Consider the following 26877-nt stretch of genomic DNA (forward strand, 5'->3'; position numbering starts at 1 on the left):
TAAAAACCCCTTACTGATTAACCTGCAGCTGTTTCAGTTTGATTAAATTTGTCCGCAACCGGACGATTCGCTTTCGGCGTAGCATACCAATAACCCAATCCCATGAATACGGCACCCGATAAAGTATTACCCAGCGTCACCCACAGCAGGTTATGACCAATACCCGCCAGCGTGTAGGCTTCGCTGTGGTTGCCAAACCAGGAGAGGGCGAACAGCGTCATGTTAGCGATGGAGTGCTCGTAGCCGGACGCGATAAATGCCAGCAGACACCACCAGATAGCGATAAATTTCGCCGCCCCTTCAGTGCGCAGCGCCATCCAGATTGCCAGGCAAACCAGCCAGTTACACAATGCACCTTTGAAGAACAGTACCATTGCCGGTGCAGTGGTTTTTGCCAGCGCGACGGAGTGAACGATGCTGGTATCTACCGGCAGCAGGCTACCGCCACCCCAGCTATAGAGCATGGCAACGAAGACGGAACCGACCAGGTTACCCAGCCAGGTTTGCGGCAGGATTGCCCACATTTGCCCGTGGCTGATAGTGCCCGCTTTCACCCCAAAGGTGAGGAACATGGTGTGTCCGGTGAACAGTTCAGAACCGGCGATAATCACCAGCGTTAAGGCGATACCAAAGGTCGCGCCCATCACCAGAGGACGTATGGACGGATCGAGCAAATTACCGAGCGTGAAAATCAGGATGATCCCAAGACCCACATACGCGCCCGCCATTGCGGAGCTGACCCAGAAGCCGAGCGGGTTATTTGCCGACAGGCGTGCAATGCGCGCAGCGTTAGCCGCACACTTATTAATAGTGTCTGTAAACATTTGATTATCCTTTAAAAAATAAAAACAAAAAATAAAACAAAAAGTTTAAAAAATGCCCTGCAATATACCGAAGGTCATTACAGGACAATGCAAAAAGGGGAGGTATTGCGCCTCCCGTTAAAACATTAACCGCGCAGTTGTACCACGCCGTCTTTCACTCGCGCTTCGTAATGCTTGACGGAAAACTGTTCGTCTTCCATGCACAAACCGTCGCTTAAGCGAAAACGCTGTTTTTTCAGTGGACTGGCAACCCACAGCTCGCCCTGGTGTTCCGCAATCAGCCCGCGTGACAGCACGCTGGATTCGAAGAACGGATCGATGTTGCTGATCGCAAACACCTGGTCGCTGTGATACGGGCGGAAAATGGCTACCTGCTCGTCACCTAACAGCGCGCAGACGCCGGTTTCAGGCAGGATGTCATCGATTTTGCAGATGTCTTTCCACTGGCTCATGCGTTGTCCTCCACCAGAGTTACCGGGATACGTTCATACGGCGTTGCCGGACGGTGCTGTTCGCGCTCTGGCACCATCTGCACGTTCGGGTCACGCTTATCGCTGTTGATGAAGTGTTTGAAGCGAGTCTGCGCAGACGGCGTATTTACCGTTTCAGTCCACTCACACACTACCGCTTCACGCAGGCGCGCCATCTCTTCTTCCAGATGTGCATTCAGCCCCAGTTTGTCGTCAATGATCACCGCTTTCAGGTAATCAATACCGCCTTCGAGGTTTTCTAACCACGGCGCGGTACGCGTCAGTTTGTCGGCGGTACGGATGTAGAACATCATGAAACGGTCGAGATATTTGATCAGCGTTTCGCGATCGATATCCGCCGCCAGCAGATCCGCATGACGCGGTTTCATGCCTCCGTTACCGCAAACGTACAGGTTCCAGCCTTTTTCGGTGGCGATGATACCCACGTCTTTACCCTGAGCTTCTGAACATTCACGGGTACAGCCAGAGACACCGAACTTCATTTTGTGCGGAGTACGGATGCCTTTGTAGCGGTTTTCCAGTTCCACGCCGAGACCCACGCTGTCGCCAACGCCGTAGCGGCACCAGGTGCTACCCACGCAGGTTTTCGCCATACGCAGTGCTTTCGCATAGGCATGACCGGTTTCGAAGCCTGCTTCAATCAGCTGACGCCAGATCTCCGGCAGATCGTCTTTCTGTGCGCCAAACATTGCCAGACGCTGGGAGCCGGTGATTTTGGTGTAGAGATTAAATTCACGCGCGATACGACCCACTGCCATCAGTCCTTCCGGGGTGATTTCACCGCCCGGAGAACGCGGGATCACCGAGTAGGTGCCGTCTTTCTGGATGTTAGCGAGGAAGTTGTCGTTAGAATCCTGCAGCGGAGTATGTTCCGGCTTCAGAATGTATTCGTTCCAGCAGGAGGCCAGCAGCGAGCCTACGGTCGGTTTACAAACTTCACAACCGTAGCCTTTGCCGTGTTTCGCCAGCAGTTCTTCGAAGGTTTTAATGCCTTCAACGCGGATCAAATGGAACAGTTCCTGACGCGAATAAGCAAAGTGTTCGCACAGGTTGTTGTTAACTTCGATACCCTGTTTCGCCAGTTCCGCATTCAGTACCTGAGTTACCAGCGGGATACAGCCGCCGCAGCCAGTACCGGCTTTGGTTTCGGCTTTCAGCGCCGCAACGGTATGGCAGCCTTTGTTGATAGCAGCAATCAGGTCGCCTTTGGTGACGTCGAAGCAGGAGCAGATTTGCGCGCTGTCCGGCAGTTTATCAACACCGATAGATGGCTTACCGCTACCGGAGTGCGCTGGCAGGATCAGGGAGTCTGGGTTTTCTGGCAGTTCGATAGCGTTCAGCACCAGTTGTAGCAGGTTACCGTAGTCGCTGGTATCGCCCACCAGTACCGCACCGAGCAGGGTTTTGTTGTCTTCGCTGACAACCAGGCGTTTGTAGATCTCTTTGCTTTCGTCGAGGTAAACATAGCTACGAGCGCCTGGTGTACGACCATGCGCATCGCCAATACCGCCAACGTCCACGCCCAGCAGTTTCAGCTTGGCGCTAAGGTCAGCGCCTTCAAAGGCGTTTTCGCTACCGAGAATGTGGTCGACGGCGACCTGCGCCATTTTGTAGCCTGGTGCGACCAGACCAAATACACGGTTGTTCCAGCTTGCGCATTCACCGATAGCGTAGATATCCGGATCGGAAGTCTGGCAGGAATCATTAATGACGATACCCCCACGCGGAGCAACGTCCAGACCACACTGAGTTGCCAGTTTATCGCGCGGACGGATACCGGTAGAGAAGACGATAAAGTCAACTTCCAGCTCGCTACCGTCGGCAAAACGCATAGTTTTACGCGCTTCAACACCTTCCTGCACAATCTCAAGGGTATTTTTGCTGGTGTGAACGCGTACGCCCATGCTTTCGATTTTGCGACGTAGCTGCTCGCCGCCCATCTGATCAAGCTGTTCCGCCATCAGCATCGGGGCAAATTCGATAACGTGGGTTTCAATGCCTAAGTTTTTCAGTGCGCCAGCGGCTTCCAGACCTAACAGGCCTCCGCCAACAACGGCACCGCGCTTGCTGCGACGGGCGCAGGATTCAATCGCGTTGAGGTCTTCAATGGTGCGATAAACAAAGCAGTCCTGAGTATCAGAACCTTTGATCGGCGGGATCCACGGGTAGGAACCGGTCGCCATGATCAGCTTGTCATAATAAACGGTACGCCCGGCGCTGGAGTGGATCACCTTTTCCTGACGGTTGATGGTGATAGCGCGTTCGCCGACCAGAACTTTGATGCCGTGTTTCTCGTAAAAGCCTTCGCGCACCAGCGACAGCTCTTCGGCGGTGTGGTGAGAGAAGTAAGACGAGAGGTGTACGCGGTCATAAGCGATGCGCGGTTCTTCACAGAAAACGGTAATATCAAAGTTGGCCGCATCAGATTTATCAAGAAGATCTTCGATAAAGCGATGGCCGACCATACCGTTACCGATAATTGCGAGTCTGACTTTGCTCATTTTTGCCTCGATTTCTTTTCTATTACCGCCTACCTTAACGATTCAGCAACCCCACTTATTGATGCAAATCAAATTCACCTTTATATACTCCTTAAGAGGTATATTGCTGATTTGTATAAATATTCTTAAGTCACGGAATTGTCTGACATTTCATGTTTGTGCAAAAAACAGACAAAATGAAAGCATTTATAGAGATGAAGGCTCGTTGCGGGAGATGAGAGGAAAAGCCGGGACGACGAAAGTGCCGCCCGGCATTGGTAATTAATGAGAGGTCAGGGTGTTGTGCTGACGGTGACGGCTGACAAAGCCTAACAGGAAGCACATCACGAATACCACAGCGTACAGACCGTTTGCAGTGAGCAGCGCCGCCTGTGGACCGCTATGCTCTACGATCGGACCAGTAACCACAAAGGTCAGCATGGTGCCGATGGTTCCACAGGTGAGTACGAAGTTAACCAGTTTTGGCGACGGTACTTTTGTCTGCTGGGAACCCAGAGTGATGATGGTGGTATAGATTGCGCTGGAGAAGAAGCCCAGAGCAAGAATAGACCACGCCATATGCGCTGGTGTTCCGGTGTTAAAGACATACATCAGAATCGCAGCCAGGCCTGCCAGCACGGTCAGAATACGTTGCAGGTCAAAGAAACGCAGAATAAAGCTGAACGCCCACATGCCGACCATATACGACATCCAGAAGTTGCTCACCAGCGTACCCGCATCGTTCAGGCTCATGCCCAGACCTTTGGCGTACTCTGGCACCCAGGAGATAAAACCTAACTGACCGAGGATGTAGCACAGCGCAGCAATCGAGAGAAACAGCACGCCGATCCCCCACTTTTCTTTCGCTACCGGAGCGTCAGCTTTTGGCGCATGTTTGCCCAGCGCCGGGAACTCACAGCCGAAGGTCAGAATAAAAATAGCGACGTACACAAGCCCGATGCAGGCATAAACCCAGTACCACTCAATGCTGCGCGCCAGCAGAAATGCGGCGATCATCGGGAAAATCATCCCTGCCATACTGAAGAAGGAGTCGGTAAACAGCAGACGGGAACCGCGCTGGCGCCCTTCATACATTTGCGTTACCAGGAATGTACCAATCGACATGGTGATACCGCTGACCACCCCGAGGATGAACATCGCCGCCGAGAACAGCGCCAGGCTGTGGCTGAACATCAAACCGGCAACCGCCAGCACCATCAGGAGAAAGCCAAAACGTAACTGCGTTTTCAGCGGGACAATTTCCATCAGCCAGGCGTTGAGGAAGATAGAGATTAAAATGCCGGCATTGAGGAAGGTGAAGGTGTTACTCATACTGGAAACAGGCAGATTGAAATAATCGGCGATATTTCCCATCACCATCCCGGTGACAATAACCAACGCACCGGTCAGTGCGTAGGAAAGAAAGCTAATCCATGTGAGCTTGATGCGATTGCTGTTAGTCATGATTGGCCTGCGTTAAAAGATAAAATGGCATAGTGGATATGCTGCGAGCGGGGGATTTTAGGTGATCTTGTGATCTGATTAAATATTTAATTGCAAACGGTTGCTAATTTGCAATATTTAAAGTGATTCTGATCACAAAATAAAAGTGATCATCAGGTTACATATATTTCAAGTACGTAAAATTAGGTAAAGGAATGGCCTTGTCATTGAAGGCTATTTAGAATCTCTCCACTTGCTTTTTTTCTGCTCTGTTAAGGAAATCTCATGTTCAAATCGACCCTGGCAGCTTTCGTAGCTGTTTTCGCTCTTTCTGCTCTCTCACCCGTAGCAATGGCAGCGAAAGGGGACCCGCACGTATTGTTAACAACCTCTGCTGGTAATATCGAACTGGAGCTGGATAGCCAGAAAGCACCGGTATCAGTGCAAAACTTTGTCGATTATGTGAACAGTGGTTTTTATAACAACACCACCTTTCACCGCGTTATCCCTGGCTTTATGATTCAGGGCGGTGGATTTACCGAGCAGATGCAGCAGAAAAAACCAAATCCGCCAATCAAAAATGAAGCTGATAACGGTCTGCGCAATACGCGCGGCACTATTGCTATGGCGCGTACTGCGGACAAAGACAGCGCAACCAGTCAGTTCTTTATCAACGTGGCCGACAATGCCTTCCTCGACCACGGTCAGCGTGATTTCGGCTACGCCGTCTTTGGTAAAGTGGTGAAAGGTATGGACGTTGCCGATAAGATTTCCCAGGTGCCGACTCATGACGTTGGTCCATACCAGAATGTGCCGTCAAAGCCAGTAGTTATCCTTTCTGCTAAAGTCCTGCCATAACGATTTCTCGCGCGGGCAATCTTGCCCGCGCTTCTGCTCTTCCGGCGTAACCCGGATTTGCCGCTTATACTTGTGGCAAACGGACACGTTCAGGGAGGCATTAAGTGAAGAAACTCACCGATAAGCAAAAGTCCCGCCTCTGGGAGCTTCAGCGTAATCGTAATTTTCAGGCCAGCCGTCGTCTCGAAGGTGTTGAGATCCCTTTGGTGACACTGACTGCCGCTGAGGCTTTGGTGCGCCTTGAAGAGCTAAGGAGGCACTATGAGCGATAAATTCGGCGAAGGGCGCGACCCGTATCTCTATCCTGGCCTCGATATCATGCGTAATCGGCTGGATATCCGCCAACAGCAGCGGCTGGAGCAGGCGGCTTACGAAATGACGGCGCTGCGTGCCGCGACCATTGAGCTTGGTCCATTGGTGCGTGGTTTACCGCATTTGCGTGCTATTCATCGCCAGCTGTATCAGGATATTTTCGACTGGGCGGGGCAACTGCGTGAAGTCGATATTTATCAGGGGGATACACCGTTCTGCCACTTTGCCTATATTGAAAAAGAGGGCAATGCCCTGATGCAGGATCTGGAGGAAGAAGGTTATCTGGTCGGTCTTGAGAAAGCGAAGTTCGTCGAGCGGCTGGCGCACTACTATTGTGAAATCAATGTCCTGCATCCCTTCCGTGCAGGAAGTGGTCTGGCACAGCGGATCTTCTTCGAGCAACTGGCGATTCATGCGGGTTATCAACTGAGCTGGCAGGGTATCGAAAAAGAGACCTGGAATCAGGCTAATCAGAGTGGGGCTATGGGCGATCTCTCTGCGCTGCAGACGATATTTAGCAAAGTGGTAAGCGAAGCCGGGGAATCTGAGTAAAATAGCGCGGTTCTTTCGTACCGGAGCCGCCATGATCCTGCTTATTGATAACTACGATTCTTTCACCTGGAACCTCTACCAGTACTTTTGTGAACTGGGGGCGGATGTGCTGGTTAAGCGCAACGATGCGTTGACGCTGGCGGATATCGACGCCCTAAAGCCGCAGAAAATTGTCATCTCGCCAGGCCCCTGTACGCCCGATGAAGCCGGGATCTCCCTTGAGGTTATTCGCCACTACGCCGGGCGCTTGCCGATTCTTGGCGTCTGCCTCGGTCATCAGGCAATGGCACAGGCATTTGGCGGCAAAGTTGTGCGCGCCGCAAAGGTCATGCACGGCAAAACCTCACCGATTACACATAGCGGTGAGGGCGTATTTCGGGGGCTGGCAAATCCACTTACCGTGACACGCTACCATTCGCTGATGGTGGAACCTGACTCATTACCAGCGTGCTTTGAAGTGACGGCCTGGAGCGAAACCCGCGAGATTATGGGGATTCGCCATCGCCAGTGGGATCTGGAAGGGGTGCAGTTCCATCCGGAAAGTATTCTCAGCGAACAAGGGCATCAACTGCTGGCTAATTTCCTGCATCGCTGATTTCTGATTGCCATTTAGTGATTTTTTATGCATATTTTGTGATTATAATTTCACATTAGTTTATGCGTAACAGGGTGATCATGAGATGGCAACTGAACAAACAGCAATTACACGCGCGACTTTCGATGAAGTGATCCTGCCGATTTATGCACCGGCAGAGTTTATTCCGGTAAAAGGTCAGGGCAGCCGAGTCTGGGATCAACAGGGCAAGGAGTACGTCGATTTCGCGGGTGGCATTGCGGTTACGGCATTAGGCCATTGCCATCCGGCGCTGGTGGAAGCGTTAAAAACCCAGGGGGAAACGCTATGGCATATCAGCAACGTTTTCACCAATGAACCGGCGCTGCGTCTCGGGCGTAAGCTGATCGAGGCAACCTTTGCCGAACGCGTGGTGTTTATGAACTCCGGGACGGAAGCCAACGAAACCGCCTTTAAACTGGCGCGGCATTACGCCTGCGTGCGCCATAGCCCCTTCAAAACCAAAATTATTGCCTTCCATAACGCCTTTCATGGACGCTCGCTGTTTACCGTCTCGGTGGGCGGGCAGCCGAAATATTCCGACGGCTTTGGGCCAAAACCGGCAGACATCATTCACGTTCCCTTTAACGATCTCCACGCAGTGAAAGCAGTGATGGATGATCACACCTGCGCGGTAGTGGTTGAGCCGATTCAGGGCGAGGGCGGCGTGACGGCAGCGACGTCAGAGTTTTTGCGGGGCTTGCGTGAGCTGTGCGATCAGCATCAGGCATTATTGGTGTTTGATGAAGTGCAGTGCGGGATGGGGCGTACCGGTGATCTGTTTGCCTATATGCACTACGGCGTGACGCCGGATATTTTGACCTCAGCGAAAGCGTTAGGCGGCGGCTTCCCGATTAGCGCCATGCTGACCACGGCGGAGATTGCTTCTGCGTTTCATCCTGGTTCTCACGGTTCCACTTACGGCGGTAACCCGCTGGCCTGTGCGGTTGCGGGCGCGGCCTTTGATATCATCAATACCTCTGAAGTGCTGGAAGGCATTCAGGCGAAACGCCAGCGTTTTGTTGATCATTTGCAGAAGATAGATCAGCAGTACGATGTGTTTGGCGATCTTCGCGGTATGGGGTTGTTGATTGGCGCCGAGCTTAAGTCACAGTACAAAGGTCGGGCGCGCGATTTCCTTTATGCGGGCGCAGAGGCTGGCGTAATGGTGCTGAATGCCGGGACAGATGTGATGCGTTTTGCACCATCGCTGGTGGTGGAAAATGCGGATATCGATGAAGGGATGCAGCGTTTTGCCCGCGCGGTGGCGAAGGTGGTTGGGGCGTAATAAGACGTGTCATCGTCGCATCAGGCAAAGCATGTCGGATGCGGCGTAAACGCCTTATCCGACCTACGGTTTGCTTCTGGCAATGATGATATTACGCCTTCGAATCCCGTAACTTCCGGCTCAACCAAATCCCGTGATGCGGTCGCTGCCGCCAGGCCATCGCTGAAATGGTGTGCATTGTATTCAGATGGCCAATAACGCGTTGTAAATGCTGCTCCAGTGTGCCAGACGCGCCTTCGTGTGGCAGCATCTCTGGCGAGTCTATGATATTGGCGTCACCAGAACTACCCGGTTCATCATATTCCAGGCGCTGCTGACAGCGTTGAATAGCGATTTCACAAGACTGCAAATATTCCTGCGCCAGTTCCGGCGGTAATGTCCGGTGCTCCCGCGCCAGCGTGGTCATGGCATTAATATGCTCAACAATAAACTGACTATGCGTTACCCACAGTTTCATATCTGCCAGATAATGGCTGTTAAACGCCGGTTCCTGCATCGCCTGGTTCAATGAGTTATACAAGGTGTTATGCGCCTGATTAACCCGCATTCGTTGCCAGGCTAGTGGCGTAGGTTGCGGATCTTTACTGAGGATCAGACGAATGGCCTCCTGGTAAGTTTCTAAGGCATCATGGGCGTTCTTGCGCAATAAGCCGCTCTGCCACTGCGGCCACAGCCACACTGTGCCGCCGAAGGCAATCAGACAGCCGATGATAGTATCGATAAGACGGGGGATGATGTACTGCTCACCATTCAGCCATAACAGTTGCAGGGTATATACAGCGGTAATGGTAAAACCGACCGTCGCCCAGCCGTAGTTTTTGCGCAATATCAGGTAACTGGCGAGCGTGGTGAAAAGCATCAGCGTCAGGGTGTAACCCTCAGGGATTTTAAAGTGCAGCGCAACGCCTGCAATAATTAATCCAACCACGGTTCCCACAGAACGATTCACAATCCGCAGGCGAGTCGCGCCGTAGCCATTTTGCGTCACCAGCAATACCGTCATTAGTATCCAATAGGATTTCGGCAGATGCAGCGCGGTGCCCATCAGACTGGCAATGCTTAACATCACACTCAGTCGTCCGGCATTACGCAGTGCTGGCGATTTCAGGGAAAGATAGCTTTTCAGCGCCGGGAGTAACGGCATTCGGCGCTGTTTATCTGCCAGTAAGTCACGGGCATAGAGTGGTTTTTGCGTTCGCAGCACGCGGGCGATGCGGCTGAAATGCCAGTAGCAGAATTGCCCCACAGGGTTATCCGGATGTTGGCGGGCGATTTTTTCCAGTGCGCCAATTTGCTTTTCCATCGTAAAACGCGTCGGCAGGCGATGATAAAGAATGTCATCAGCCAGCACGCGCAGGCGAGCGGCGACGGTTTGCGCATTCCAGCGGATAACTTCCTCCGCATGGCTACGTTCGACCAGCTTTTGCACCTCTTCCGGCTGATGCAAACTGACCGAAATGTGTTCCTGTAAATCCAGCGCCTCCTGGAAAATGCGCAGCATCCGCTTGTAATCGGTATTATTTTGCGCGGAAAGCATATGCATTTGCTGATAGCACTGGGTAATTAAATCGACCGCTTTTTGCTGGCGTTCCAGCAGCGGTGGCAACGCTTTCTCAGGATCGGTGTGCTGGGTAAGCAGGCTGTATTTGGCTTCGCAATAATCTGCCAGTTCACGGTACAGCAGGCTAAGGGACTCACGTAGCGGTTGTTCGCGCCAGAGCCAGAACCAAAACCAGTTAAACAGCCCATACCAGAGTGTACCTAACGCATAGATGAGCAACGGTTCCCAGACGGGCATGTATCCCGCCAGACTTAAGGTAAAAATAGCTGCCAGCAGCGATGCGGGAAGTAATTTTGCGTGTAATGGCCCTAACTCGGCAGTAACGCCAAGTATCAACGTTAACCCCGTCAGCAGAAATGGCAGGGGGATATCTTTTTCCAGCAGCAGTTGTGTTAGCAAGCTGCAGGTGGCAAACAGCGACGCACCAATAATTAAACGTTTGAAAAAACGTTTATGGGGAGTATCAAGCCCCGCAATATTGCAACAGGCGGGGACGAGGGAAAAGAGCAGCCCGAGTCTTAATTCGCCAAGCAATAGACCAACGGCCACGGGCAAACATAGCACCAGCGTTTGTCGTAGTGCATAGTTGATATCGGGATGATAAATCAGTCTGCGCCACATCGGGTTAAACAAAATGGCGCGCTACTCAGTAACGCGCCACTCCGACGGGATTAACGAGTGCCGTAAACGACGATGGTTTTACCGTGTGCGGAGATCAGGTTCTGATCTTCCAGCATCTTCAGAATGCGCCCCACGGTTTCACGAGAACAGCCGACAATCTGACCGATTTCCTGACGGGTAATTTTGATTTGCATACCGTCAGGGTGAGTCATGGCATCCGGTTGTTTTGCCAGGTTCAGCAGAGTCTGTGCAATGCGGCCCGTTACATCGAGGAACGCCAGGTTACCCACTTTCTCTGAAGTGACTTGCAGACGACGCGCCATCTGTGCGGAGAGACGCATCAGAATATCCGGGTTTACCTGAATTAATTGGCGGAATTTTTTGTAGGAAATTTCAGCCACTTCACAGGCGGTTTTCGCACGTACCCATGCGCTACGTTCCTGGCCTTCTTCAAACAGGCCCAGTTCGCCAATGAAATCACCCTGATTCAGATAAGAGAGGATCATTTCTTTACCCTCCTCGTCTTTGATCAGCACTGCCACAGAGCCTTTAACGATGTAGTACAGCGTTTCCGCTTTTTCACCCTGGTGAATAAGCGTGCTCTTGGATGGGTACTTATGAATGTGGCAATGAGACAAGAACCATTCGAGAGTCGGGTCTGTTTGCGGTTTGCCAAGCACCATGCGCGGTTATCCTCTGTTATAAGCTTTCTCCAGAGCCAGAAAACGCCGCTGTCTCTGGATTGCCGAAATGTGCTTCCCGCTACCTGGGAAGGGGCTATCAACTGAACTGCACGGTAATGTGACGTCCTTTACATACATGCAGTACATCAATGTATTACTGTAGCATCCTGACTGTTTTAGCATAGCTTTCGCGTTGTGTCTCCTGGTGTCTCGCTTCAGCATGACCCAGGTCGCCTTCCGTTGCGCGATTTGGTCAGTACGCGTACTCTGTCAGGAAAATTGACGCAATGGAGTTTCGATTATGCAAGCGCGTGTGAAGTGGGTCGAAGGGTTAACCTTTCTGGGCGAGTCCGCCTCTGGTCACCAGATTTTAATGGATGGCAACTCTGGCGATAAAGCGCCAAGTCCGATGGAAATGGTGTTGATGGCGGCAGGTGGCTGTAGCGCAATTGATGTGGTTTCTATCCTGCAAAAAGGGCGTCAGGATGTGGTCGATTGTGAAGTAAAATTGACCTCTGAACGCCGCGAAGAGGCACCACGCCTGTTTACGCACATTAATCTGCATTTTATCGTCACCGGTCGTGACCTGAAAGACGCAGCGGTTGCGCGTGCGGTCGATCTCTCAGCCGAGAAGTATTGCTCAGTCGCGTTGATGCTGGAAAAAGCGGTGAATATTACTCACTCGTATGAAGTGGTTGCCGCGTAATTTAACTATCCCGTTGTGAAGCCGGAGAGTATTTTATCCGGCTTAATAGCAGAGTTACTCGATTTTCTTCCCTTCCATCAGTCGTTGCACCAGCGGCAGCATAATTAACTCCATTGCCAGACCCATTTTGCCGCCCGGCACCACTAATGTATTGATGTGGGAAATGAACGAGCCTTGCAGCATCGCCAGCAGCCAGGGGAAATCGATTCCCTCCAGATTACGAAAATGGATTACCACAAAGCTTTCATCCAGCGATGGGATGCCTTTTGCGGCGAAGGGGTTTGAGGTGTCAACGGTGGGGACGCGCTGGAAGTTAATATGGGTGCGAGAAAACTGCGGTGTGATGTAGTTGATATAGTCTTCCATTGAGCGAACTACCGAGTCCATCACCGCTTCTCGCGAGTGCCCGCGCTCGCCGGTATCGCGAATGAGTTTTTGAATCCACTCCAGGTTAACGATAGGCACTACACCAACCAGTAAATCCACATGCTGCGCGACGTTATGTTGTGGTGTGACCACGCCGCCGTGCAAACCTTCATAAAACAGCACATCGGTGGGTTCTGGCAGCGCCTGCCACGGGGTAAACGTACCAGGCACCTGATTCCACGGTACGGCTTCGTCGTAGGTATGCAGATATTTGCGAGATTTCCCTTTGCCGCACTGGCCGTATTCAATGAAGGTTTGTTCCAGCAGGCCGAAGTCGTTAGCTTCGGGGCCGAAGTAGCTGATATGCCGTCCGGCATCGCGCGCCTTGCGGATCGCCATGTCCATTTCCGGGCGGGTGTAGCGGTGAAAACTGTCGCCTTCTACCTCGGCTGAGCGCAGATTTAACTGCGCGAATATTTTACGAAACGCGAGGCTGGTGGTGGTGGTTCCCGCGCCGCTGGACCCTGTTACTGCAATGACCGGATGTTTGGCAGACATAGTAACTCCATGACCTGGTTATCATTATTATCTCGTCCGCCGACGGTTGCAGGTTATTCGCGAAACTGACTGCGCGGCATGATATTGACCGTTTCGTGCAGTTCCGACCATACCAGCACCGCTTCTCCGCACTGTAGCTGGCGTTTGACGTCGGCGACTTTCTGTTCAAGTGTACGCTCATGTTCACCATAATCGGTGCCTTCGCGTAACACAAAACTTTCAATTAAATTTTCCAGCGTTTCAGGGGAGAGGTCTTGCCAGGGAATCAACATGATTTCGCCTCCAGATACGTTGTTAACCAGTCAGGAATGCGTGACTCCAGCCACATTTGCGGATGAAGTAATGTACCGCCAATAAAGCCAACATGACCGCCATGTTCCGTCAGTTGATACTCCACCTGCGGTGGGAGATTTTCCGGTTTCGGGATCACCTGATGATCCATAAACGGATCGTCTTTGGCGTGAATAATCAGCGTGGGTTTGGCGATCCGATTGAGCAGCGGCATGGCGCTACACTGACGATAATAGTCGATAGCGTCAGCGTAGCCGTGAATTCTGGCGGTGATTAGATCGTCAAATTCACGGATGCGACGTACCGATTTTAACTGCGCGAGATTAATCGGCAGTGTTCCGGGGTAGGCTGCCAGCTTACGCGCAGCATTGGCTTTTAACAGGTTCAGCAAGTAACGCTGATAAACGCGGGAAAAGCCCTTTTCCATATGATAGCTACAGGCTTCCAGCATAAACGGCGCAGAGACAATCACCGCCGCATCAACCGGGAGATCATTGCCTTCTTTTGCCAGCAAACAGGCCAGCATATTACCGCCGAGCGAATAGCCGACGGCAGCCGTTGGCGCGTGACCAAACTCGCGTTGCAGCCAGCGTAAAAACCAACTGGCGTCTTCGGTTTCGCCCGAATGGTAAATGCGGTGCATCCGGTTTGGTTCACCGCTGCAACCGCGAAAATGCATCACCACGCCCAGCCAGCCGCGCTTTTGCGCTGCCTCGATCAGACCATGCGCATAAGGGCTATTGAGGCTGCCTTCGAGACCGTGGAAGACCACCAGACGTGGTTTATGCTGCGCCTGTGCGGGATCTTCACTCCACGCGAGATCGACAAAATCACCGTCGGGCAACTCCAGTCGCTGCCAGTGCGGGGTGAATTTCACCTGACGACGAAACAGACGCGGCAGCATGGTTTGGAGATGGCAATTGCTGAAACCGCGCATAGGGGTGAATTCAGCACTGCTGCTGAATTCATTGGCATCGGTCGTCGTTATCTGCGCCATCAGTTGCTTTGGCCTTCCAGCAGCATCTGTTCTAGTTGCTCCTGGGCTTCCAGCCACGCCATTTCGCACTCTTCCAGCCCTGATTTGGCGCTGGCTTGTTGTTGCAGGCAGGCGGTCAGTTCTGCTTTACGGCTCTGGTCGTACAGTTCGCTATCGCCGAGTTTCTCTTCCGCCTGCGCCAGCTGTGCGTTCAACTTCTCCATCTCTTTTTCCAGACGGGCGATCTCTTTACGCAGTGGCTGGGTTTGCGCACGCAGCTCCGCTTCCCGACGCTTCTGATCTTTACGTGCCTGGGCGCTGTTAGCGTTATCTTTGGGTGTTTCGTCGGCCTGGTTTTCCTGCTTTTGTACGTCGCTTAACCACTGTTGATAATCTTCCAGGTCGCCGTCGAACGGTTCGACTTTACGATCGTGAACCAGATAGAGATCGTCAGTGGTGGAACGCAGTAAATGGCGGTCGTGCGAAACGACAACCAGCGCGCCTTCAAACTCGATTAACGCTTCGGTTAGTGCCTGGCGCATGTCGAGGTCAAGGTGGTTAGTCGGTTCGTCGAGTAGCAGCAGATTCGGACGCTGCCAGACGATTAAAGCCAGCACCAGGCGCGCTTTTTCCCCACCGGAGAAGCGGCGCGTTTCTTCCGTCACTTTATCGCCCTGGAAACCAAAGCCGCCGAGGTAGTCACGCAGTTTTTGTTCCAGCTCCTGCGGCGCTAAACGTGCCAGATGTTGAATAGGCGATTCGTCGGCGCGCAGGTATTCCAGTTGATGCTGGGCGAAGTAGCCGAGTTTGATCCCTTTCGCCAGACCAATTTCACCGCTGACAGGCGCAAGTTCACCGGCTAACAGTTTGATTAATGTTGATTTACCTGCGCCGTTGCGGCCTAGCAGACCAATGCGCGAGCCGGGGACCAGATTCAGTTTAATCGAGTCGAGAATAATGCGATCGCCATAGCCTGCGCTGACCTTTTCCATCTTCAGTAACGGATTTGGCAGGCTTTCCGGCGCGCGGAAGCTAAAGCGGAACGGATTGTCGACGTGCGCGGGGGCAATCAGCTCCATACGCTCCAGCATCTTAATGCGGCTCTGGGCCTGCTTCGCTTTGGTGGCTTTGGCACGGAAACGATCGATATAACTTTGCAGATGTGCCACGCGTTCCTGCTGGCTTTCATACATCGCTTGTTGCTGCGCCAGACGGGTGGCGCGCTGTACTTCAAACGAACTGTAGTTGCCGGTGTACTCGAACATGCTTTGTTGTTCGATATGAATAATTTTATCGACGATTGGATCGAGGAAGTCACGGTCGTGGGAGATCAGGATCAGCGTGCCCTGATAGCTCTTCAGCCATTTTTCCAGCCAGATAACGGCATCGAGATCGAGGTGGTTCGTCGGTTCGTCGAGCAGCAGCAAGTCTGAACGGCAAATCAGCGCCTGGGCAAGGTTAAGACGCATACGCCAGCCACCGGAGAAATCACTCACCGGGCGCTCCAGTTGTTCGTTGCTGAAACCGAGGCCGTGCAGCAGGCTGGCGGCGCGGGAACGAATACTCCACGCGTCGATAGCATCCAGCTTGCCATGAATGGTGGCGATGGCGTGCCCGTCGTTACGTTCGTTGGCGTCATGCAACTGTGCTTCCAGTTGGCGATATTCGCGGTCGCCATCAATGACATATTCCAGCGCAGGTTGCGGTAGCGCCGGTGTTTCCTGATTCACCCACGCCAGTTGCCAGTTACCAGGAAAGGTGTAGCTGCCGCCGTCGGCGCTGATTTCATTTTTCAGCAGTGCCAGCAGGGTAGATTTACCGCAGCCGTTTTTACCCACAAGACCCACTTTCTGGCCGGGGTTGATGGTGGCGGTGGCATTATCCAGCAGGACGCGCACGCCGCGACGAATTTGTAACGAGGAGAAAACAATCATAAGGCGCCGTATGTTCAGACTATGTTAACTTATCATTATGATAATGTAATGTATGGGCGAGCTGCCGCACCGGGCGCAATGGTAGCCCAAAACAGCGACTATACACAAAAACCATACCGGGAGGGGGATGATGTCTCAGCCAGCGAAAGTTTTGCTGCTGTATGCCCATCCGGAATCTCAGGACTCGGTGGCAAACCGGGTACTGCTTAAACCGGCCACGCAGCTCAGCAATGTTACCGTGCACGATCTTTACGCGCACTATCCCGACTTTTTTATTGATATCCCCCGTGAGCAGGCATTACTGCGCGGGCACGAGGTGATTGTTTTTCAGCATCCTCTTTATACCTATAGCTGCCCGGCGCTACTGAAAGAGTGGCTGGACCGGGTATTAAGCCGTGGTTTTGCCAGTGGGCCGGGAGGAAATCAACTGGCGGGAAAGTACTGGCGCAGCGTGATCACCACCGGTGAGCCGGAAAGTGCTTACCGTTATGACGCACTGAATCGCTACCCGATGAGCGATGTTCTACGCCCCTTTGAACTGGCGGCGGGCATGTGCCGGATGCATTGGTTAAGCCCCATCATTATTTACTGGGCGAGACGGCAAAGCGCACGGGAGCTGGCGAGTCACGCCAGAGCCTACGGTGACTGGCTGGCAAATCCGCTGCCCCCAGGAGGCCGCTGATGGAAGGTTCCGATTTTTTACTTGCGGGAGTGCTGTTTCTCTTCGCGGCGGTGGCTGCGGTGCCGTTGGCATCGCGGCTGGGTATTGGCGCTGTGTTGGGATATTTGCTGGCAGGGATTGCGATTGGCCCGTGGGGGCTTGGGTTTATTAGCGACGTTGATGAGATCCTCCACTTTTCGGAACTCGGCGTGGTATTCCTGATGTTTATCATCGGGCTTGAGTTGAACCCCTCCAAGCTCTGGCAATTGCGGCGCTCGATTTTTGGCGTAGGCGCGGCGCAGGTGCTGTTAAGTGCGGCGTTGCTGGCGGGATTATTGATGCTGACGGATTTCGCCTGGCAGGCGGCGGTGGTCGGTGGCATTGGGCTTGCGATGTCATCAACTGCAATGGCGTTGCAATTGATGCGTGAAAAAGGGATGAATCGTAGTGAATCCGGGCAGCTCGGGTTTTCGGTTCTGCTGTTTCAGGATCTGGCGGTGATCCCTGCGCTGGCGTTAGTGCCGCTGCTGGCGGGATCGGCAGACGAACATTTCGACTGGATGAAGGTCGGCATGAAGGTGCTGGCATTTGTCGGCATGTTGATTGGTGGGCGCTATTTGCTGCGTCCGGTATTCCGCTTTATTGCGGCTTCTGGCGTTCGGGAAGTGTTCACCGCCGCGACGCTGCTGCTGGTGCTGGGTTCTGCGTTGTTTATGGATGCGCTGGGGCTGTCTATGGCGCTCGGTACGTTTATTGCGGGCGTGCTGCTGGCGGAAAGCGAATATCGCCATGAACTGGAAACGGCTATCGATCCGTTTAAGGGCTTGTTGCTCGGGCTATTTTTTATCTCCGTCGGGATGTCGCTTAACCTCGGGGTGCTTTATACCCATCTGCTGTGGGTAGTGATAAGCGTGGTCGTGCTGGTGGCGGTGAAAATTCTCGTGCTGTATCTGTTAGCGCGCCTGTATGGCGTGCGCAGTTCTGAGCGGATGCAGTTTGCTGGCGTGCTGAGTCAGGGCGGTGAGTTTGCCTTTGTGCTCTTTTCTACCGCTTCTTCACAACGCTTATTTCAGGGCGACCAGATGGCGCTGTTACTGGTGACGGTAACGCTTTCCATGATGACCACGCCGCTGCTGATGAAGCTGGTGGATAAATGGCTATCCCGCCAGTTTAACGGAACGGAAGAAGAAGATGAAAAACCGTGGGTCAACGATGATAAACCGCAGGTCATTGTCGTGGGCTTTGGGCGTTTTGGTCAGGTGATTGGTCGTTTACTGATGGCGAATAAAATGCGCATTACCGTGCTGGAGCGGGATATCAGCGCCGTTAACCTGATGCGCAAATATGGCTACAAAGTTTATTACGGCGACGCCACACAGGTAGATCTTTTACGTTCTGCGGGTGCAGAGGCCGCTGAGTCTATCGTCATTACCTGTAACGAGCCGGAAGACACCATGAAGCTGGTGGAAATATGCCAGCAGCACTTCCCGCATTTGCATATTCTTGCGCGAGCGCGCGGACGTGTCGAAGCACATGAGTTATTACAGGCCGGGGTGACACAGTTTTCCCGTGAAACATTCTCCAGTGCGTTAGAGCTGGGGCGCAAGACGTTAGTGTCGCTAGGTATGCATCCACACCAGGCGCAGCGGGCACAACTGCATTTTCGTCGCCTGGATATGCGAATGCTGCGGGAACTCATCCCGATGCACGCTGATACCGTACAAATTTCTCGCGCCAGGGAAGCCCGACGCGAACTGGAAGAGATTTTCCAGCGTGAAATGCAACAAGAACGACGCCAAATGGATGGCTGGGATGAATTTGAGTAGAGGGTGAAGATGGCAATCCGAAAACGTTTTATTGCTGGCGCGAAATGTCCAGCCTGTCAGGCGCAAGACTCAATGGCGATGTGGCGCGAAAATAATATTGATATTGTTGAATGTGTTAAGTGTGGGCATCAGATGCGTGAAGCCGATAAAGAAGCCCGCGATCACGTTCGCAAAGATGAGCAAGTGATTGGGATTTTTCATCCGGACTAGCGATATGCGCCGAGTTTTTTTAAGCTAGTGAGTACACGGCAGCAGAATTCCGATACAATCTGCGCCACTATTCTTCCCATGCTCAGGAGATATCATGAAAGTAGCAAAAGACCTGGTGGTCAGCCTGGCCTATCAGGTACGTACAGAAGACGGTGTGTTGGTTGATGAGTCTCCGGTGAGTGCGCCGCTGGACTACCTGCATGGTCACGGTTCCCTGATCTCTGGCCTGGAAACGGCGCTGGAAGGTCATGAAGTTGGCGACAAATTTGATGTAGCTGTTGGCGCGAACGACGCTTACGGTCAATACGACGAAAACCTGGTGCAGCGCGTTCCTAAAGACGTATTTATGGGCGTTGATGAACTGCAGGTAGGTATGCGTTTCCTGGCTGAAACCGACCAGGGCCCGGTGCCGGTTGAGATCACTGCGGTTGAAGACGATCACGTCGTGGTTGATGGTAACCACATGCTGGCGGGTCAGAACCTGAAATTCAACGTTGAAGTTGTGGCGATTCGCGAAGCGACTGAAGAAGAACTGGCTCATGGTCACGTTCATGGCGCGCACGATCATCACCACGATCACGACCATGACGGTTGCTGCGGTGGTCATGGCCACGATCACAGTCATGAACACGGTGGCGAAGGCTGCTGTGGTGGTAAAGGTAACGGCGGTTGCGGTTGCCACTAATACCGAAAAGGTATCAAAAAAGCGGGAATTACCCGCTTTTTTTTCGCCTTAATAATGTGGCGGTGGCGTTTCTTCAGCCTGCGATGCGATGTTCGACGGCTGGCTGGCTTTTAACTTCTCGGTCAGCAGACGCAGATGATCGCGCAGTTTTGCCATCTCCATTTCATGAGCGGTCACCGTGACGTTCAGTTCTTCAATGGTGATTTCCTGAAAAGCCAGTCGGCTCTCCAGCTCTGCCAGGCGTGCTTCCATTGATAAATCCTGCATGGTTCACCTCTTTGGTCGAATGATCGCTGCGGATTCTACTTAACTTTGCTGCCAGAGACAGCACTCATTTCGCGACATCGAAACTAATTTAAACAAAAAGAGTCTGAAAATAGATGATAATAGGGCGTGTCTGTATGTAGATTTATCCGACAACGCTTTATAGTACCTTTCTGATAATAGTTAACCCTGGGGTGAGATGCCCCGATCCTGGAGATATGGATGAAATCACTGTTTAAAGTAACGCTGCTGGCGACCACAATGGCCGTTGCCCTGCATACACCAATTACTTTTGCTGCCGAAGCGGCGAAACCTGCTACAACTGCTGACAGCAAAGCAGCGTTCAAAAATGACGATCAGAAATCAGCTTACGCACTGGGTGCTTCGCTGGGTCGTTACATGGAAAATTCTCTGCAAGAACAAGAAAAGTTGGGCATTAAGCTGGATAAAGATCAGCTGATCGCTGGTGTCCAGGATGCGTTTGCTGATAAGAGCAAACTTTCCGATCAAGAGATCGAACAGACTCTGCAAGCATTTGAAGCTCGTGTGAAGTCTTCTGCCCAGGCGAAGATGGAAAAAGACGCGGCTGATAACGAAGCTAAAGGTAAAGAGTACCGCGAGAAATTTGCCAAAGAGAAAGGTGTGAAAACCTCTTCGACTGGCCTGGTTTATCAGGTAGTAGAAGCCGGTAAAGGCGAAGCACCGAAAGACAGCGATACTGTTGTAGTGAACTACAAGGGTACGCTGATCGACGGTAAAGAGTTCGATAACTCTTACACCCGTGGTGAACCGCTCTCTTTCCGTCTGGACGGCGTGATCCCTGGCTGGACCGAAGGCCTGAAGAACATCAAGAAAGGTGGCAAGATCAAATTGGTTATTCCACCAGAGCTGGCTTACGGTAAAGCGGGCGTTCCGGGGATCCCACCAAACTCTACTCTGGTATTTGACGTAGAGTTGCTGGATGTGAAACCAGCGCCGAAGGCTGATGCGAAGCCAGAAGCCGATGCGAAAGCCGCAGATTCTGCTAAAAAATAAGCATTAAAAACCGCCGCCTGACCAGGCGGCGGTTTTTTTTATTACAGGCCGGATATAATTAGTGCTGGAAAGCGGAACCTCCGCTGTATTAATTTAGTTACCCGCATCATTAATGAGCCTGCCCTGAAAAGTTAACGACAGGCTCCTGAAAAGGAGTGTTTTTTTTCATGTCCAGGTCGCTTTTAACCAACGAAACCAGTGAGTTGGATTTACTGGATCAACGTCCTTTCGACCAGACCGATTTTGATATTCTGAAATCCTACGAAGCTGTGGTGGACGGGTTAGCGATGCTCATTGGCTCCCACTGTGAAATCGTTTTGCACTCTTTGCAGGATTTAAAATGTTCAGCCATTCGTATTGCCAACGGTGAACATACAGGCCGGAAGATTGGTTCGCCGATTACCGATCTGGCGCTGCGTATGCTGCACGATATGACGGGGGCGGATAGCAGCGTTTCTAAATGCTATTTTACTCGCGCCAAAAGCGGTGTCTTAATGAAGTCCCTGACTATCGCCATTCGTAACCGCGAACAGCGTGTAATTGGTCTGCTGTGCATCAATATGAATCTTGATGTTCCCTTCTCGCAGATCATGAGTACCTTTGTGCCGCCAGAAACCCCGGACGTCGGTTCAAGCGTCAACTTTGCGTCTTCTGTTGAAGATCTGGTCACCCAAACGCTGGAGTTCACCATTGAAGAAGTGAATGCCGATCGCAATGTTGCCAATAACGCTAAAAATCGCCAGATCGTGCTGAATCTTTACGAGAAAGGGATCTTCGATATTAAAGACGCGATCAACCAGGTGGCTGACCGTCTGAACATCTCCAAACATACTGTCTATCTCTACATCCGCCAGTTCAAGAGCGGTGATTTCCAGGGGCAAGATAAGTAATGCGTTTTGCCATCGTGGTGACCGGGCCAGCATACGGTACGCAACAGGCGAGTAGTGCCTTTCAGTTTGCGCAGGCGCTGATAGCAGAAGGCCATGAGTTAAACAGCGTCTTTTTCTATCGGGAAGGGGTCTATAACGCTAACCAATTGACCTCTCCGGCAAGTGATGAATTTGACCTTGTGCGCGGCTGGCAACAACTGAATACACAACATGGCGTGGCGCTGAATATTTGCGTGGCGGCAGCATTGCGTCGCGGTATCGTCGATGAAACTGAAGCTGGAAGACTCGGTCTGGCATCTGCAAATCTCCAGCGGGGCTTTACCTTAAGTGGCCTTGGCGCTCTGGCTGAAGCCTCGCTGACCTGTGACAGGGTGGTACAGTTCTGATGAAACGAATTGCGTTTGTTTTTTCTACTGCACCTCATGGTACAGCTGCTGGTCGTGAAGGATTGGATGCTTTATTGGCGACTTCCGCATTAACTGACGAACTCGCCGTCTTCTTTATTGCCGATGGCGTTTTTCAGCTTCTGCCAGGGCAAAAGCCCGATGTGGTGTTGGCGCGTGATTATATCGCAACCTTTAAACTGCTGGGGCTGTATGACATTGAACAGTGCTGGGTTTGTGCGGCTTCACTGCGTGAACGTGGGTTAGATCCCCAGACACCCTTTGTTGTAGAAGTCACTCCGCTCGAAGCAGAAGCATTGCGTCGGGAACTCGGCAACTACGATGTTATTTTGAGATTTTGAGGCGTACATGCTGCATACATTACATCGCTCACCCTGGCTGACGGATTTTCCTGCGCTGCTGCGTCTGCTCAGCGATGGGGATGAACTGCTGTTATTGCAGGATGGCGTCACTGCCGCAGCTGATGGTAACCGCTACCTTGAAAGTTTGCGTAATGCCCCCATTAAGGTCTATGCCCTGAACGAAGACCTCATCGCTCGTGGTTTGGTTGGTCGAATTTCGAACGATATCACTCCCATTGACTATACTGATTTCGTCAGACTTACGGTTAAGCACACCAGCCAGGTCGCCTGGTAACGGTGGGATCGTTGTATATTTCTTGACACCTTTTCGGCATCGCCCTAAAATTCGGCGTCCTCATATTGTGTGAGGACGTTTTATTACGTGTTTACGAAGCAAAAGCTAAAACCAGGAGCTATTTAATGGCAACAGTTAACCAGCTGGTACGCAAACCACGTGCTCGCAAAGTTGCGAAAAGCAACGTGCCTGCGCTGGAAGCATGCCCGCAAAAACGTGGCGTATGTACTCGTGTATATACTACCACTCCAAAAAAACCGAACTCCGCACTGCGTAAAGTATGCCGTGTTCGTCTGACTAACGGTTTCGAAGTGACTTCCTACATCGGTGGTGAAGGTCACAACCTGCAGGAACACTCCGTGATCCTGATCCGTGGCGGTCGTGTTAAAGACCTCCCGGGTGTTCGTTACCACACCGTACGTGGTGCGCTTGACTGCTCCGGCGTTAAAGACCGTAAGCAGGCTCGTTCCAAGTATGGCGTGAAGCGTCCTAAGGCTTAATGGTTCTCCGTTAAGTAAGGCCAAACGTTTTAACTTAAATGTCAAACTAAACTCGTAGAGTTTTGGACAATCCTGAATTAACAACGGAGTATTTCCATGCCACGTCGTCGCGTCATTGGTCAGCGTAAAATTCTGCCGGATCCGAAGTTCGGATCAGAACTGCTGGCTAAATTTGTAAATATCCTGATGGTAGATGGTAAAAAATCTACTGCCGAATCTATCGTATACAGCGCGCTGGAGACCCTGGCTCAGCGTTCTGGTAAATCTGAACTGGAAGCATTCGAAGTAGCTCTCGAAAACGTGCGCCCGACTGTCGAAGTTAAGTCTCGCCGCGTTGGTGGTTCTACTTATCAGGTACCAGTTGAAGTCCGTCCGGTTCGTCGTAATGCTCTGGCAATGCGTTGGATCGTTGAAGCTGCTCGTAAACGCGGTGATAAATCCATGGCTCTGCGCCTGGCGAACGAACTTTCCGATGCTGCAGAAAACAAAGGTACTGCAGTTAAGAAACGTGAAGACGTTCACCGTATGGCCGAAGCCAACAAGGCGTTCGCACACTACCGTTGGTAATCCCTTCGGAGTTTTAGTCACCAGGCGGGCGCTTCCAGTAAGCAGCCCGCTTTGGGCTACTTAAATTGAACGCCTAAAAGATAAACGAGGAAACAAATGGCTCGTACAACACCCATCGCACGCTACCGTAACATCGGTATCAGTGCGCACATCGACGCCGGTAAAACCACTACTACCGAACGTATTCTGTTCTACACCGGTGTAAACCATAAAATCGGTGAAGTTCATGACGGCGCTGCAACCATGGACTGGATGGAGCAGGAGCAGGAACGTGGTATTACTATCACTTCCGCTGCGACTACTGCATTCTGGTCTGGTATGGCTAAGCAGTATGAGCCGCATCGCATCAACATCATCGACACCCCGGGGCACGTTGACTTCACAATCGAAGTAGAACGTTCCATGCGTGTTCTCGATGGTGCGGTAATGGTTTACTGCGCAGTTGGTGGTGTTCAGCCGCAGTCTGAAACCGTATGGCGTCAGGCAAACAAATATAAAGTTCCGCGCATTGCGTTCGTTAACAAAATGGACCGCATGGGTGCGAACTTCCTGAAAGTTGTTAACCAGATCAAAACCCGTCTGGGCGCGAACCCGGTTCCGCTGCAGCTGGCGATTGGTGCTGAAGAACATTTCACCGGTGTTGTTGACCTGGTGAAAATGAAAGCTATCAACTGGAACGACGCTGACCAGGGCGTAACCTTCGAATACGAAGATATCCCGGCAGACATGGTTGAACTGGCTAACGAATGGCACCAGAACCTGATCGAATCCGCAGCTGAAGCTTCTGAAGAGCTGATGGAAAAATACCTGGGTGGTGAAGAACTGACTGAAGCAGAAATCAAAGGTGCTCTGCGTCAGCGCGTTCTGAACAACGAAATCATCCTGGTAACCTGTGGTTCTGCGTTTAAGAACAAAGGTGTTCAGGCGATGCTGGATGCGGTAATTGATTACCTGCCATCCCCGGTTGACGTACCTGCGATCAACGGTATCCTGGACGACGGTAAAGACACTCCGGCTGAGCGTCACGCAAGTGATGACGAGCCGTTCTCTGCACTGGCGTTCAAAATCGCTACCGACCCGTTTGTTGGTAACCTGACCTTCTTCCGTGTGTACTCCGGTGTGGTTAACTCTGGTGATACCGTACTGAACTCCGTGAAAGCTGCACGTGAGCGTTTCGGTCGTATCGTTCAGATGCACGCTAACAAACGTGAAGAGATCAAAGAAGTTCGCGCGGGCGACATCGCTGCTGCAATCGGTCTGAAAGACGTAACCACTGGTGACACCCTGTGTGACCCGGATGCGCCGATCATTCTGGAACGTATGGAATTCCCTGAGCCGGTAATCTCCATCGCAGTTGAACCGAAAACCAAAGCTGACCAGGAAAAAATGGGTCTGGCTCTGGGTCGTCTGGCTAAAGAAGACCCGTCTTTCCGTGTATGGACTGACGAAGAATCTAACCAGACCATTATCGCGGGTATGGGCGAGCTGCACCTCGACATCATCGTTGACCGTATGAAGCGTGAATTCAACGTTGAAGCGAACGTAGGTAAACCGCAGGTTGCTTACCGTGAAACTATCCGCCAGAAAGTTACCGATGTTGAAGGTAAACACGCGAAACAGTCTGGTGGTCGTGGTCAGTATGGTCATGTTGTTATCGACATGTACCCGCTGGAGCCGGGTTCTAACCCGAAAGGCTACGAGTTCATCAACGACATTAAAGGTGGTGTAATCCCTGGCGAATACATCCCGGCCGTTGATAAAGGTATCCAGGAACAGCTGAAAGCAGGCCCGCTGGCAGGCTACCCGGTAGTAGACATGGGTATTCGTCTGCACTTCGGTTCTTACCATGACGTTGACTCCTCTGAACTGGCGTTTAAACTGGCTGCTTCTATCGCCTTTAAAGAAGGCTTTAAGAAAGCGAAACCAGTTCTGCTTGAGCCGATCATGAAGGTTGAAGTAGAAACTCCGGAAGAGAACACCGGTGACGTTATCGGTGACTTGAGCCGTCGTCGTGGTATGCTCAAAGGTCAGGAATCTGAAGTTACTGGCGTTAAGATCCACGCTGAAGTTCCGCTGTCTGAAATGTTCGGATATGCAACTCAGCTGCGTTCTCTGACCAAAGGTCGCGCATCATACACTATGGAATTCCTGAAGTATGATGAAGCGCCGAGTAACGTTGCTCAGGCCGTAATTGAAGCCCGTGGTAAATAAGCCTAAGGGTTAATACCAAAGTCCCGTGCTCTCTCCTGAAGGGGAGAGCACTATAGTAAGGAATATAGCCGTGTCTAAAGAAAAATTTGAACGTACAAAACCGCACGTTAACGTTGGTACTATCGGCCACGTTGACCACGGTAAAACTACTCTGACCGCTGCAATCACCACCGTACTGGCTAAAACCTACGGCGGTGCTGCTCGTGCATTCGACCAGATCGATAACGCGCCGGAAGAAAAAGCTCGTGGTATCACCATCAACACTTCTCACGTTGAATATGACACCCCGACCCGTCACTACGCACACGTAGACTGCCCGGGGCACGCCGACTATGTTAAAAACATGATCACCGGTGCTGCGCAGATGGACGGCGCGATCCTGGTTGTTGCTGCGACTGACGGCCCGATGCCGCAGACTCGTGAGCACATCC

The 26877-nt window shown here is 52.0% G+C and carries 30 protein-coding genes; 19 read left to right on the top strand and 11 right to left on the bottom strand.

Annotated features, from left to right (window positions below; genetic code table 11):
• Positions 1–17: 17 nt before the first annotated feature.
• The 4 genes from nirC to tsgA form a co-directional block, all read right to left on the bottom strand.
• Entirely contained in the window at positions 18–824 is an 807-nt protein-coding gene (nirC, locus tag C3D30_RS18045) for a nitrite transporter NirC (protein ID WP_000493550.1), read from the bottom strand.
• A gap of 125 nt (positions 825–949) precedes the next feature.
• Entirely contained in the window at positions 950–1276 is a 327-nt protein-coding gene (gene nirD / locus C3D30_RS18050) for a nitrite reductase small subunit NirD (RefSeq protein WP_000084764.1), read from the bottom strand.
• On the bottom strand, positions 1273–3816 hold the full coding sequence (gene nirB, locus C3D30_RS18055; RefSeq protein ID WP_000049233.1) for an NADPH-nitrite reductase large subunit: 2544 nt from the start codon (positions 3814–3816) through the stop codon (positions 1273–1275). Before nirB ends, nirD begins: the two co-directional genes overlap by 4 nt.
• A 261-nt stretch (positions 3817–4077) precedes the next feature.
• Positions 4078–5259, bottom strand: a complete 1182-nt coding sequence (gene tsgA / locus C3D30_RS18065; RefSeq protein WP_000185241.1) for an MFS transporter TsgA — start codon at positions 5257–5259, stop codon at positions 4078–4080.
• A gap of 264 nt (positions 5260–5523) precedes the next feature.
• On the opposite strand from tsgA, the gene ppiA reads away from it, so the two are divergent.
• From ppiA to argD, 5 genes are all read left to right on the top strand, one after another.
• Positions 5524–6096, top strand: a complete 573-nt coding sequence (gene ppiA, locus C3D30_RS18070) for a peptidylprolyl isomerase A (RefSeq protein ID WP_000477213.1) — start codon at positions 5524–5526, stop codon at positions 6094–6096.
• A 104-nt stretch (positions 6097–6200) separates the two neighbouring features.
• The gene (ficA, locus tag C3D30_RS18075; protein WP_000736855.1) at positions 6201–6368 is read left to right on the top strand and encodes a FicA/YhfG family antitoxin; all 168 of its coding nucleotides are present in this window, start codon (positions 6201–6203) and stop codon (positions 6366–6368) included.
• Positions 6358–6960: a putative adenosine monophosphate-protein transferase Fic gene (locus tag C3D30_RS18080; RefSeq protein WP_001280620.1), complete on the top strand. Its 603-nt coding sequence runs from the start codon at positions 6358–6360 to the stop codon at positions 6958–6960. The genes ficA and C3D30_RS18080 overlap by 11 nt, the downstream gene beginning before the upstream one ends.
• Positions 6961–6991: 31 nt before the next feature.
• Positions 6992–7555, top strand: a complete 564-nt coding sequence (gene pabA / locus C3D30_RS18085) for an aminodeoxychorismate synthase component 2 (RefSeq protein WP_105287218.1) — start codon at positions 6992–6994, stop codon at positions 7553–7555.
• Between the two features lie 85 nt (positions 7556–7640).
• Positions 7641–8861: a bifunctional acetylornithine/succinyldiaminopimelate transaminase gene (gene argD, locus C3D30_RS18090; RefSeq protein WP_105287219.1), complete on the top strand. Its 1221-nt coding sequence runs from the start codon at positions 7641–7643 to the stop codon at positions 8859–8861.
• A 91-nt stretch (positions 8862–8952) separates the two neighbouring features.
• Here argD and C3D30_RS18095 read toward each other — a convergent pair whose 3' ends face one another.
• Together C3D30_RS18095 and crp are read right to left on the bottom strand one after the other, a co-directional pair.
• Positions 8953–11043 carry a YccS/YhfK family putative transporter gene (locus tag C3D30_RS18095; protein WP_000269295.1) on the bottom strand — a complete coding sequence of 697 codons (2091 nt, stop codon included), beginning with the start codon at positions 11041–11043 and terminating at the stop codon, positions 8953–8955.
• Between the two features lie 50 nt (positions 11044–11093).
• Positions 11094–11726: a cAMP-activated global transcriptional regulator CRP gene (crp, locus tag C3D30_RS18100; RefSeq protein ID WP_000242755.1), complete on the bottom strand. Its 633-nt coding sequence runs from the start codon at positions 11724–11726 to the stop codon at positions 11094–11096.
• 301 nt (positions 11727–12027) lie between these two features.
• Here crp and C3D30_RS18110 point away from each other — a divergent pair, with 301 nt between their 5' ends.
• Entirely contained in the window at positions 12028–12432 is a 405-nt protein-coding gene (locus C3D30_RS18110) for an OsmC family protein (RefSeq protein ID WP_001148908.1), read from the top strand.
• A gap of 54 nt (positions 12433–12486) precedes the next feature.
• Here C3D30_RS18110 and C3D30_RS18115 read toward each other — a convergent pair whose 3' ends face one another.
• From C3D30_RS18115 to C3D30_RS18130, 4 genes are read right to left on the bottom strand one after another with little or no spacing between them, the layout of a single operon-like run.
• Positions 12487–13356: a phosphoribulokinase gene (locus C3D30_RS18115; protein ID WP_105287220.1), complete on the bottom strand. Its 870-nt coding sequence runs from the start codon at positions 13354–13356 to the stop codon at positions 12487–12489.
• A 53-nt stretch (positions 13357–13409) separates the two neighbouring features.
• Complete coding sequence (locus tag C3D30_RS18120; RefSeq protein WP_000907085.1) at positions 13410–13628, bottom strand: YheU family protein; 219 nt, start codon at positions 13626–13628, stop codon at positions 13410–13412.
• Entirely contained in the window at positions 13622–14644 is a 1023-nt protein-coding gene (locus C3D30_RS18125; RefSeq protein WP_016231558.1) for a hydrolase, read from the bottom strand. The genes C3D30_RS18120 and C3D30_RS18125 overlap by 7 nt, the downstream gene beginning before the upstream one ends.
• Positions 14644–16557 carry an ABC transporter ATP-binding protein gene (locus C3D30_RS18130; RefSeq protein ID WP_105287221.1) on the bottom strand — a complete coding sequence of 638 codons (1914 nt, stop codon included), beginning with the start codon at positions 16555–16557 and terminating at the stop codon, positions 14644–14646. Before C3D30_RS18130 ends, C3D30_RS18125 begins: the two co-directional genes overlap by 1 nt.
• Before the next feature lie 130 nt (positions 16558–16687).
• On the opposite strand from C3D30_RS18130, the gene kefG reads away from it, so the two are divergent.
• From kefG to slyD, 4 genes are all read left to right on the top strand, one after another.
• Positions 16688–17239 carry a glutathione-regulated potassium-efflux system ancillary protein KefG gene (gene kefG, locus C3D30_RS18140; protein WP_123058536.1) on the top strand — a complete coding sequence of 184 codons (552 nt, stop codon included), beginning with the start codon at positions 16688–16690 and terminating at the stop codon, positions 17237–17239.
• Positions 17239–19044: a glutathione-regulated potassium-efflux system protein KefB gene (gene kefB / locus C3D30_RS18145; protein ID WP_000399149.1), complete on the top strand. Its 1806-nt coding sequence runs from the start codon at positions 17239–17241 to the stop codon at positions 19042–19044. Before kefG ends, kefB begins: the two co-directional genes overlap by 1 nt.
• A gap of 9 nt (positions 19045–19053) precedes the next feature.
• Positions 19054–19254 carry a YheV family putative zinc ribbon protein gene (locus C3D30_RS18150; protein ID WP_001007730.1) on the top strand — a complete coding sequence of 67 codons (201 nt, stop codon included), beginning with the start codon at positions 19054–19056 and terminating at the stop codon, positions 19252–19254.
• Between the two features lie 94 nt (positions 19255–19348).
• Positions 19349–19939, top strand: a complete 591-nt coding sequence (gene slyD / locus C3D30_RS18155) for a peptidylprolyl isomerase (protein WP_000861336.1) — start codon at positions 19349–19351, stop codon at positions 19937–19939.
• Between the two features lie 48 nt (positions 19940–19987).
• Here slyD and C3D30_RS18160 read toward each other — a convergent pair whose 3' ends face one another.
• On the bottom strand, positions 19988–20206 hold the full coding sequence (locus tag C3D30_RS18160) for a protein SlyX (protein ID WP_001153620.1): 219 nt from the start codon (positions 20204–20206) through the stop codon (positions 19988–19990).
• A gap of 219 nt (positions 20207–20425) precedes the next feature.
• Between C3D30_RS18160 and fkpA the strand changes: the two genes are divergently transcribed.
• The 9 genes from fkpA to C3D30_RS18205 form a co-directional block, all read left to right on the top strand.
• Positions 20426–21238 carry an FKBP-type peptidyl-prolyl cis-trans isomerase gene (gene fkpA, locus C3D30_RS18165; protein ID WP_000838278.1) on the top strand — a complete coding sequence of 271 codons (813 nt, stop codon included), beginning with the start codon at positions 20426–20428 and terminating at the stop codon, positions 21236–21238.
• A 167-nt stretch (positions 21239–21405) separates the two neighbouring features.
• Positions 21406–22128 carry a helix-turn-helix transcriptional regulator gene (locus tag C3D30_RS18170; protein ID WP_010357572.1) on the top strand — a complete coding sequence of 241 codons (723 nt, stop codon included), beginning with the start codon at positions 21406–21408 and terminating at the stop codon, positions 22126–22128.
• Entirely contained in the window at positions 22128–22514 is a 387-nt protein-coding gene (tusD, locus tag C3D30_RS18175) for a sulfurtransferase complex subunit TusD (protein ID WP_001209683.1), read from the top strand. Before C3D30_RS18170 ends, tusD begins: the two co-directional genes overlap by 1 nt.
• Complete coding sequence (tusC, locus tag C3D30_RS18180) at positions 22514–22873, top strand: sulfurtransferase complex subunit TusC (RefSeq protein WP_000820726.1); 360 nt, start codon at positions 22514–22516, stop codon at positions 22871–22873. The genes tusD and tusC overlap by 1 nt, the downstream gene beginning before the upstream one ends.
• A 7-nt stretch (positions 22874–22880) precedes the next feature.
• Positions 22881–23168, top strand: a complete 288-nt coding sequence (gene tusB, locus C3D30_RS18185; protein ID WP_000903389.1) for a sulfurtransferase complex subunit TusB — start codon at positions 22881–22883, stop codon at positions 23166–23168.
• Positions 23169–23293: 125 nt separating this feature from the next.
• On the top strand, positions 23294–23668 hold the full coding sequence (gene rpsL / locus C3D30_RS18190) for a 30S ribosomal protein S12 (protein ID WP_000246815.1): 375 nt from the start codon (positions 23294–23296) through the stop codon (positions 23666–23668).
• A gap of 96 nt (positions 23669–23764) precedes the next feature.
• Positions 23765–24235, top strand: a complete 471-nt coding sequence (gene rpsG, locus C3D30_RS18195; protein WP_001138043.1) for a 30S ribosomal protein S7 — start codon at positions 23765–23767, stop codon at positions 24233–24235.
• A 96-nt stretch (positions 24236–24331) separates the two neighbouring features.
• A complete protein-coding gene (gene fusA / locus C3D30_RS18200; RefSeq protein ID WP_000124700.1) occupies positions 24332–26446 on the top strand; it encodes an elongation factor G in 2115 nt (704 codons plus the stop codon).
• Between the two features lie 70 nt (positions 26447–26516).
• Positions 26517–26877: GTP-binding protein (locus tag C3D30_RS18205; protein WP_000031706.1), on the top strand; the 361-nt coding region annotated here is incomplete at its 3' end.

The sequence above is a fragment of the Escherichia sp. MOD1-EC5433 genome, from assembly GCF_002966005.1.
Taxonomy (GTDB): Bacteria; Pseudomonadota; Gammaproteobacteria; order Enterobacterales; family Enterobacteriaceae; genus Escherichia; species Escherichia ruysiae.

Coding starts and splice junctions, on each gene's coding strand:
- nirC (WP_000493550.1), bottom strand. CDS start 824: ATGTTTACAGACACTATTAATAAGTGTGCGGCTAACGCTGCGCGCATT.
- nirD (WP_000084764.1), bottom strand. CDS start 1,276: ATGAGCCAGTGGAAAGACATCTGCAAAATCGATGACATCCTGCCTGAA.
- nirB (WP_000049233.1), bottom strand. CDS start 3,816: ATGAGCAAAGTCAGACTCGCAATTATCGGTAACGGTATGGTCGGCCAT.
- tsgA (WP_000185241.1), bottom strand. CDS start 5,259: ATGACTAACAGCAATCGCATCAAGCTCACATGGATTAGCTTTCTTTCC.
- ppiA (WP_000477213.1), top strand. CDS start 5,524: ATGTTCAAATCGACCCTGGCAGCTTTCGTAGCTGTTTTCGCTCTTTCT.
- C3D30_RS18080 (WP_001280620.1), top strand. CDS start 6,358: ATGAGCGATAAATTCGGCGAAGGGCGCGACCCGTATCTCTATCCTGGC.
- pabA (WP_105287218.1), top strand. CDS start 6,992: ATGATCCTGCTTATTGATAACTACGATTCTTTCACCTGGAACCTCTAC.
- argD (WP_105287219.1), top strand. CDS start 7,641: ATGGCAACTGAACAAACAGCAATTACACGCGCGACTTTCGATGAAGTG.
- C3D30_RS18095 (WP_000269295.1), bottom strand. CDS start 11,043: ATGTGGCGCAGACTGATTTATCATCCCGATATCAACTATGCACTACGA.
- crp (WP_000242755.1), bottom strand. CDS start 11,726: ATGGTGCTTGGCAAACCGCAAACAGACCCGACTCTCGAATGGTTCTTG.
- C3D30_RS18110 (WP_001148908.1), top strand. CDS start 12,028: ATGCAAGCGCGTGTGAAGTGGGTCGAAGGGTTAACCTTTCTGGGCGAG.
- C3D30_RS18115 (WP_105287220.1), bottom strand. CDS start 13,356: ATGTCTGCCAAACATCCGGTCATTGCAGTAACAGGGTCCAGCGGCGCG.
- C3D30_RS18120 (WP_000907085.1), bottom strand. CDS start 13,628: ATGTTGATTCCCTGGCAAGACCTCTCCCCTGAAACGCTGGAAAATTTA.
- C3D30_RS18125 (WP_016231558.1), bottom strand. CDS start 14,644: ATGGCGCAGATAACGACGACCGATGCCAATGAATTCAGCAGCAGTGCT.
- C3D30_RS18130 (WP_105287221.1), bottom strand. CDS start 16,557: ATGATTGTTTTCTCCTCGTTACAAATTCGTCGCGGCGTGCGCGTCCTG.
- kefG (WP_123058536.1), top strand. CDS start 16,688: ATGTCTCAGCCAGCGAAAGTTTTGCTGCTGTATGCCCATCCGGAATCT.
- kefB (WP_000399149.1), top strand. CDS start 17,239: ATGGAAGGTTCCGATTTTTTACTTGCGGGAGTGCTGTTTCTCTTCGCG.
- C3D30_RS18150 (WP_001007730.1), top strand. CDS start 19,054: ATGGCAATCCGAAAACGTTTTATTGCTGGCGCGAAATGTCCAGCCTGT.
- slyD (WP_000861336.1), top strand. CDS start 19,349: ATGAAAGTAGCAAAAGACCTGGTGGTCAGCCTGGCCTATCAGGTACGT.
- C3D30_RS18160 (WP_001153620.1), bottom strand. CDS start 20,206: ATGCAGGATTTATCAATGGAAGCACGCCTGGCAGAGCTGGAGAGCCGA.
- fkpA (WP_000838278.1), top strand. CDS start 20,426: ATGAAATCACTGTTTAAAGTAACGCTGCTGGCGACCACAATGGCCGTT.
- C3D30_RS18170 (WP_010357572.1), top strand. CDS start 21,406: ATGTCCAGGTCGCTTTTAACCAACGAAACCAGTGAGTTGGATTTACTG.
- tusD (WP_001209683.1), top strand. CDS start 22,128: ATGCGTTTTGCCATCGTGGTGACCGGGCCAGCATACGGTACGCAACAG.
- tusC (WP_000820726.1), top strand. CDS start 22,514: ATGAAACGAATTGCGTTTGTTTTTTCTACTGCACCTCATGGTACAGCT.
- tusB (WP_000903389.1), top strand. CDS start 22,881: ATGCTGCATACATTACATCGCTCACCCTGGCTGACGGATTTTCCTGCG.
- rpsL (WP_000246815.1), top strand. CDS start 23,294: ATGGCAACAGTTAACCAGCTGGTACGCAAACCACGTGCTCGCAAAGTT.
- rpsG (WP_001138043.1), top strand. CDS start 23,765: ATGCCACGTCGTCGCGTCATTGGTCAGCGTAAAATTCTGCCGGATCCG.
- fusA (WP_000124700.1), top strand. CDS start 24,332: ATGGCTCGTACAACACCCATCGCACGCTACCGTAACATCGGTATCAGT.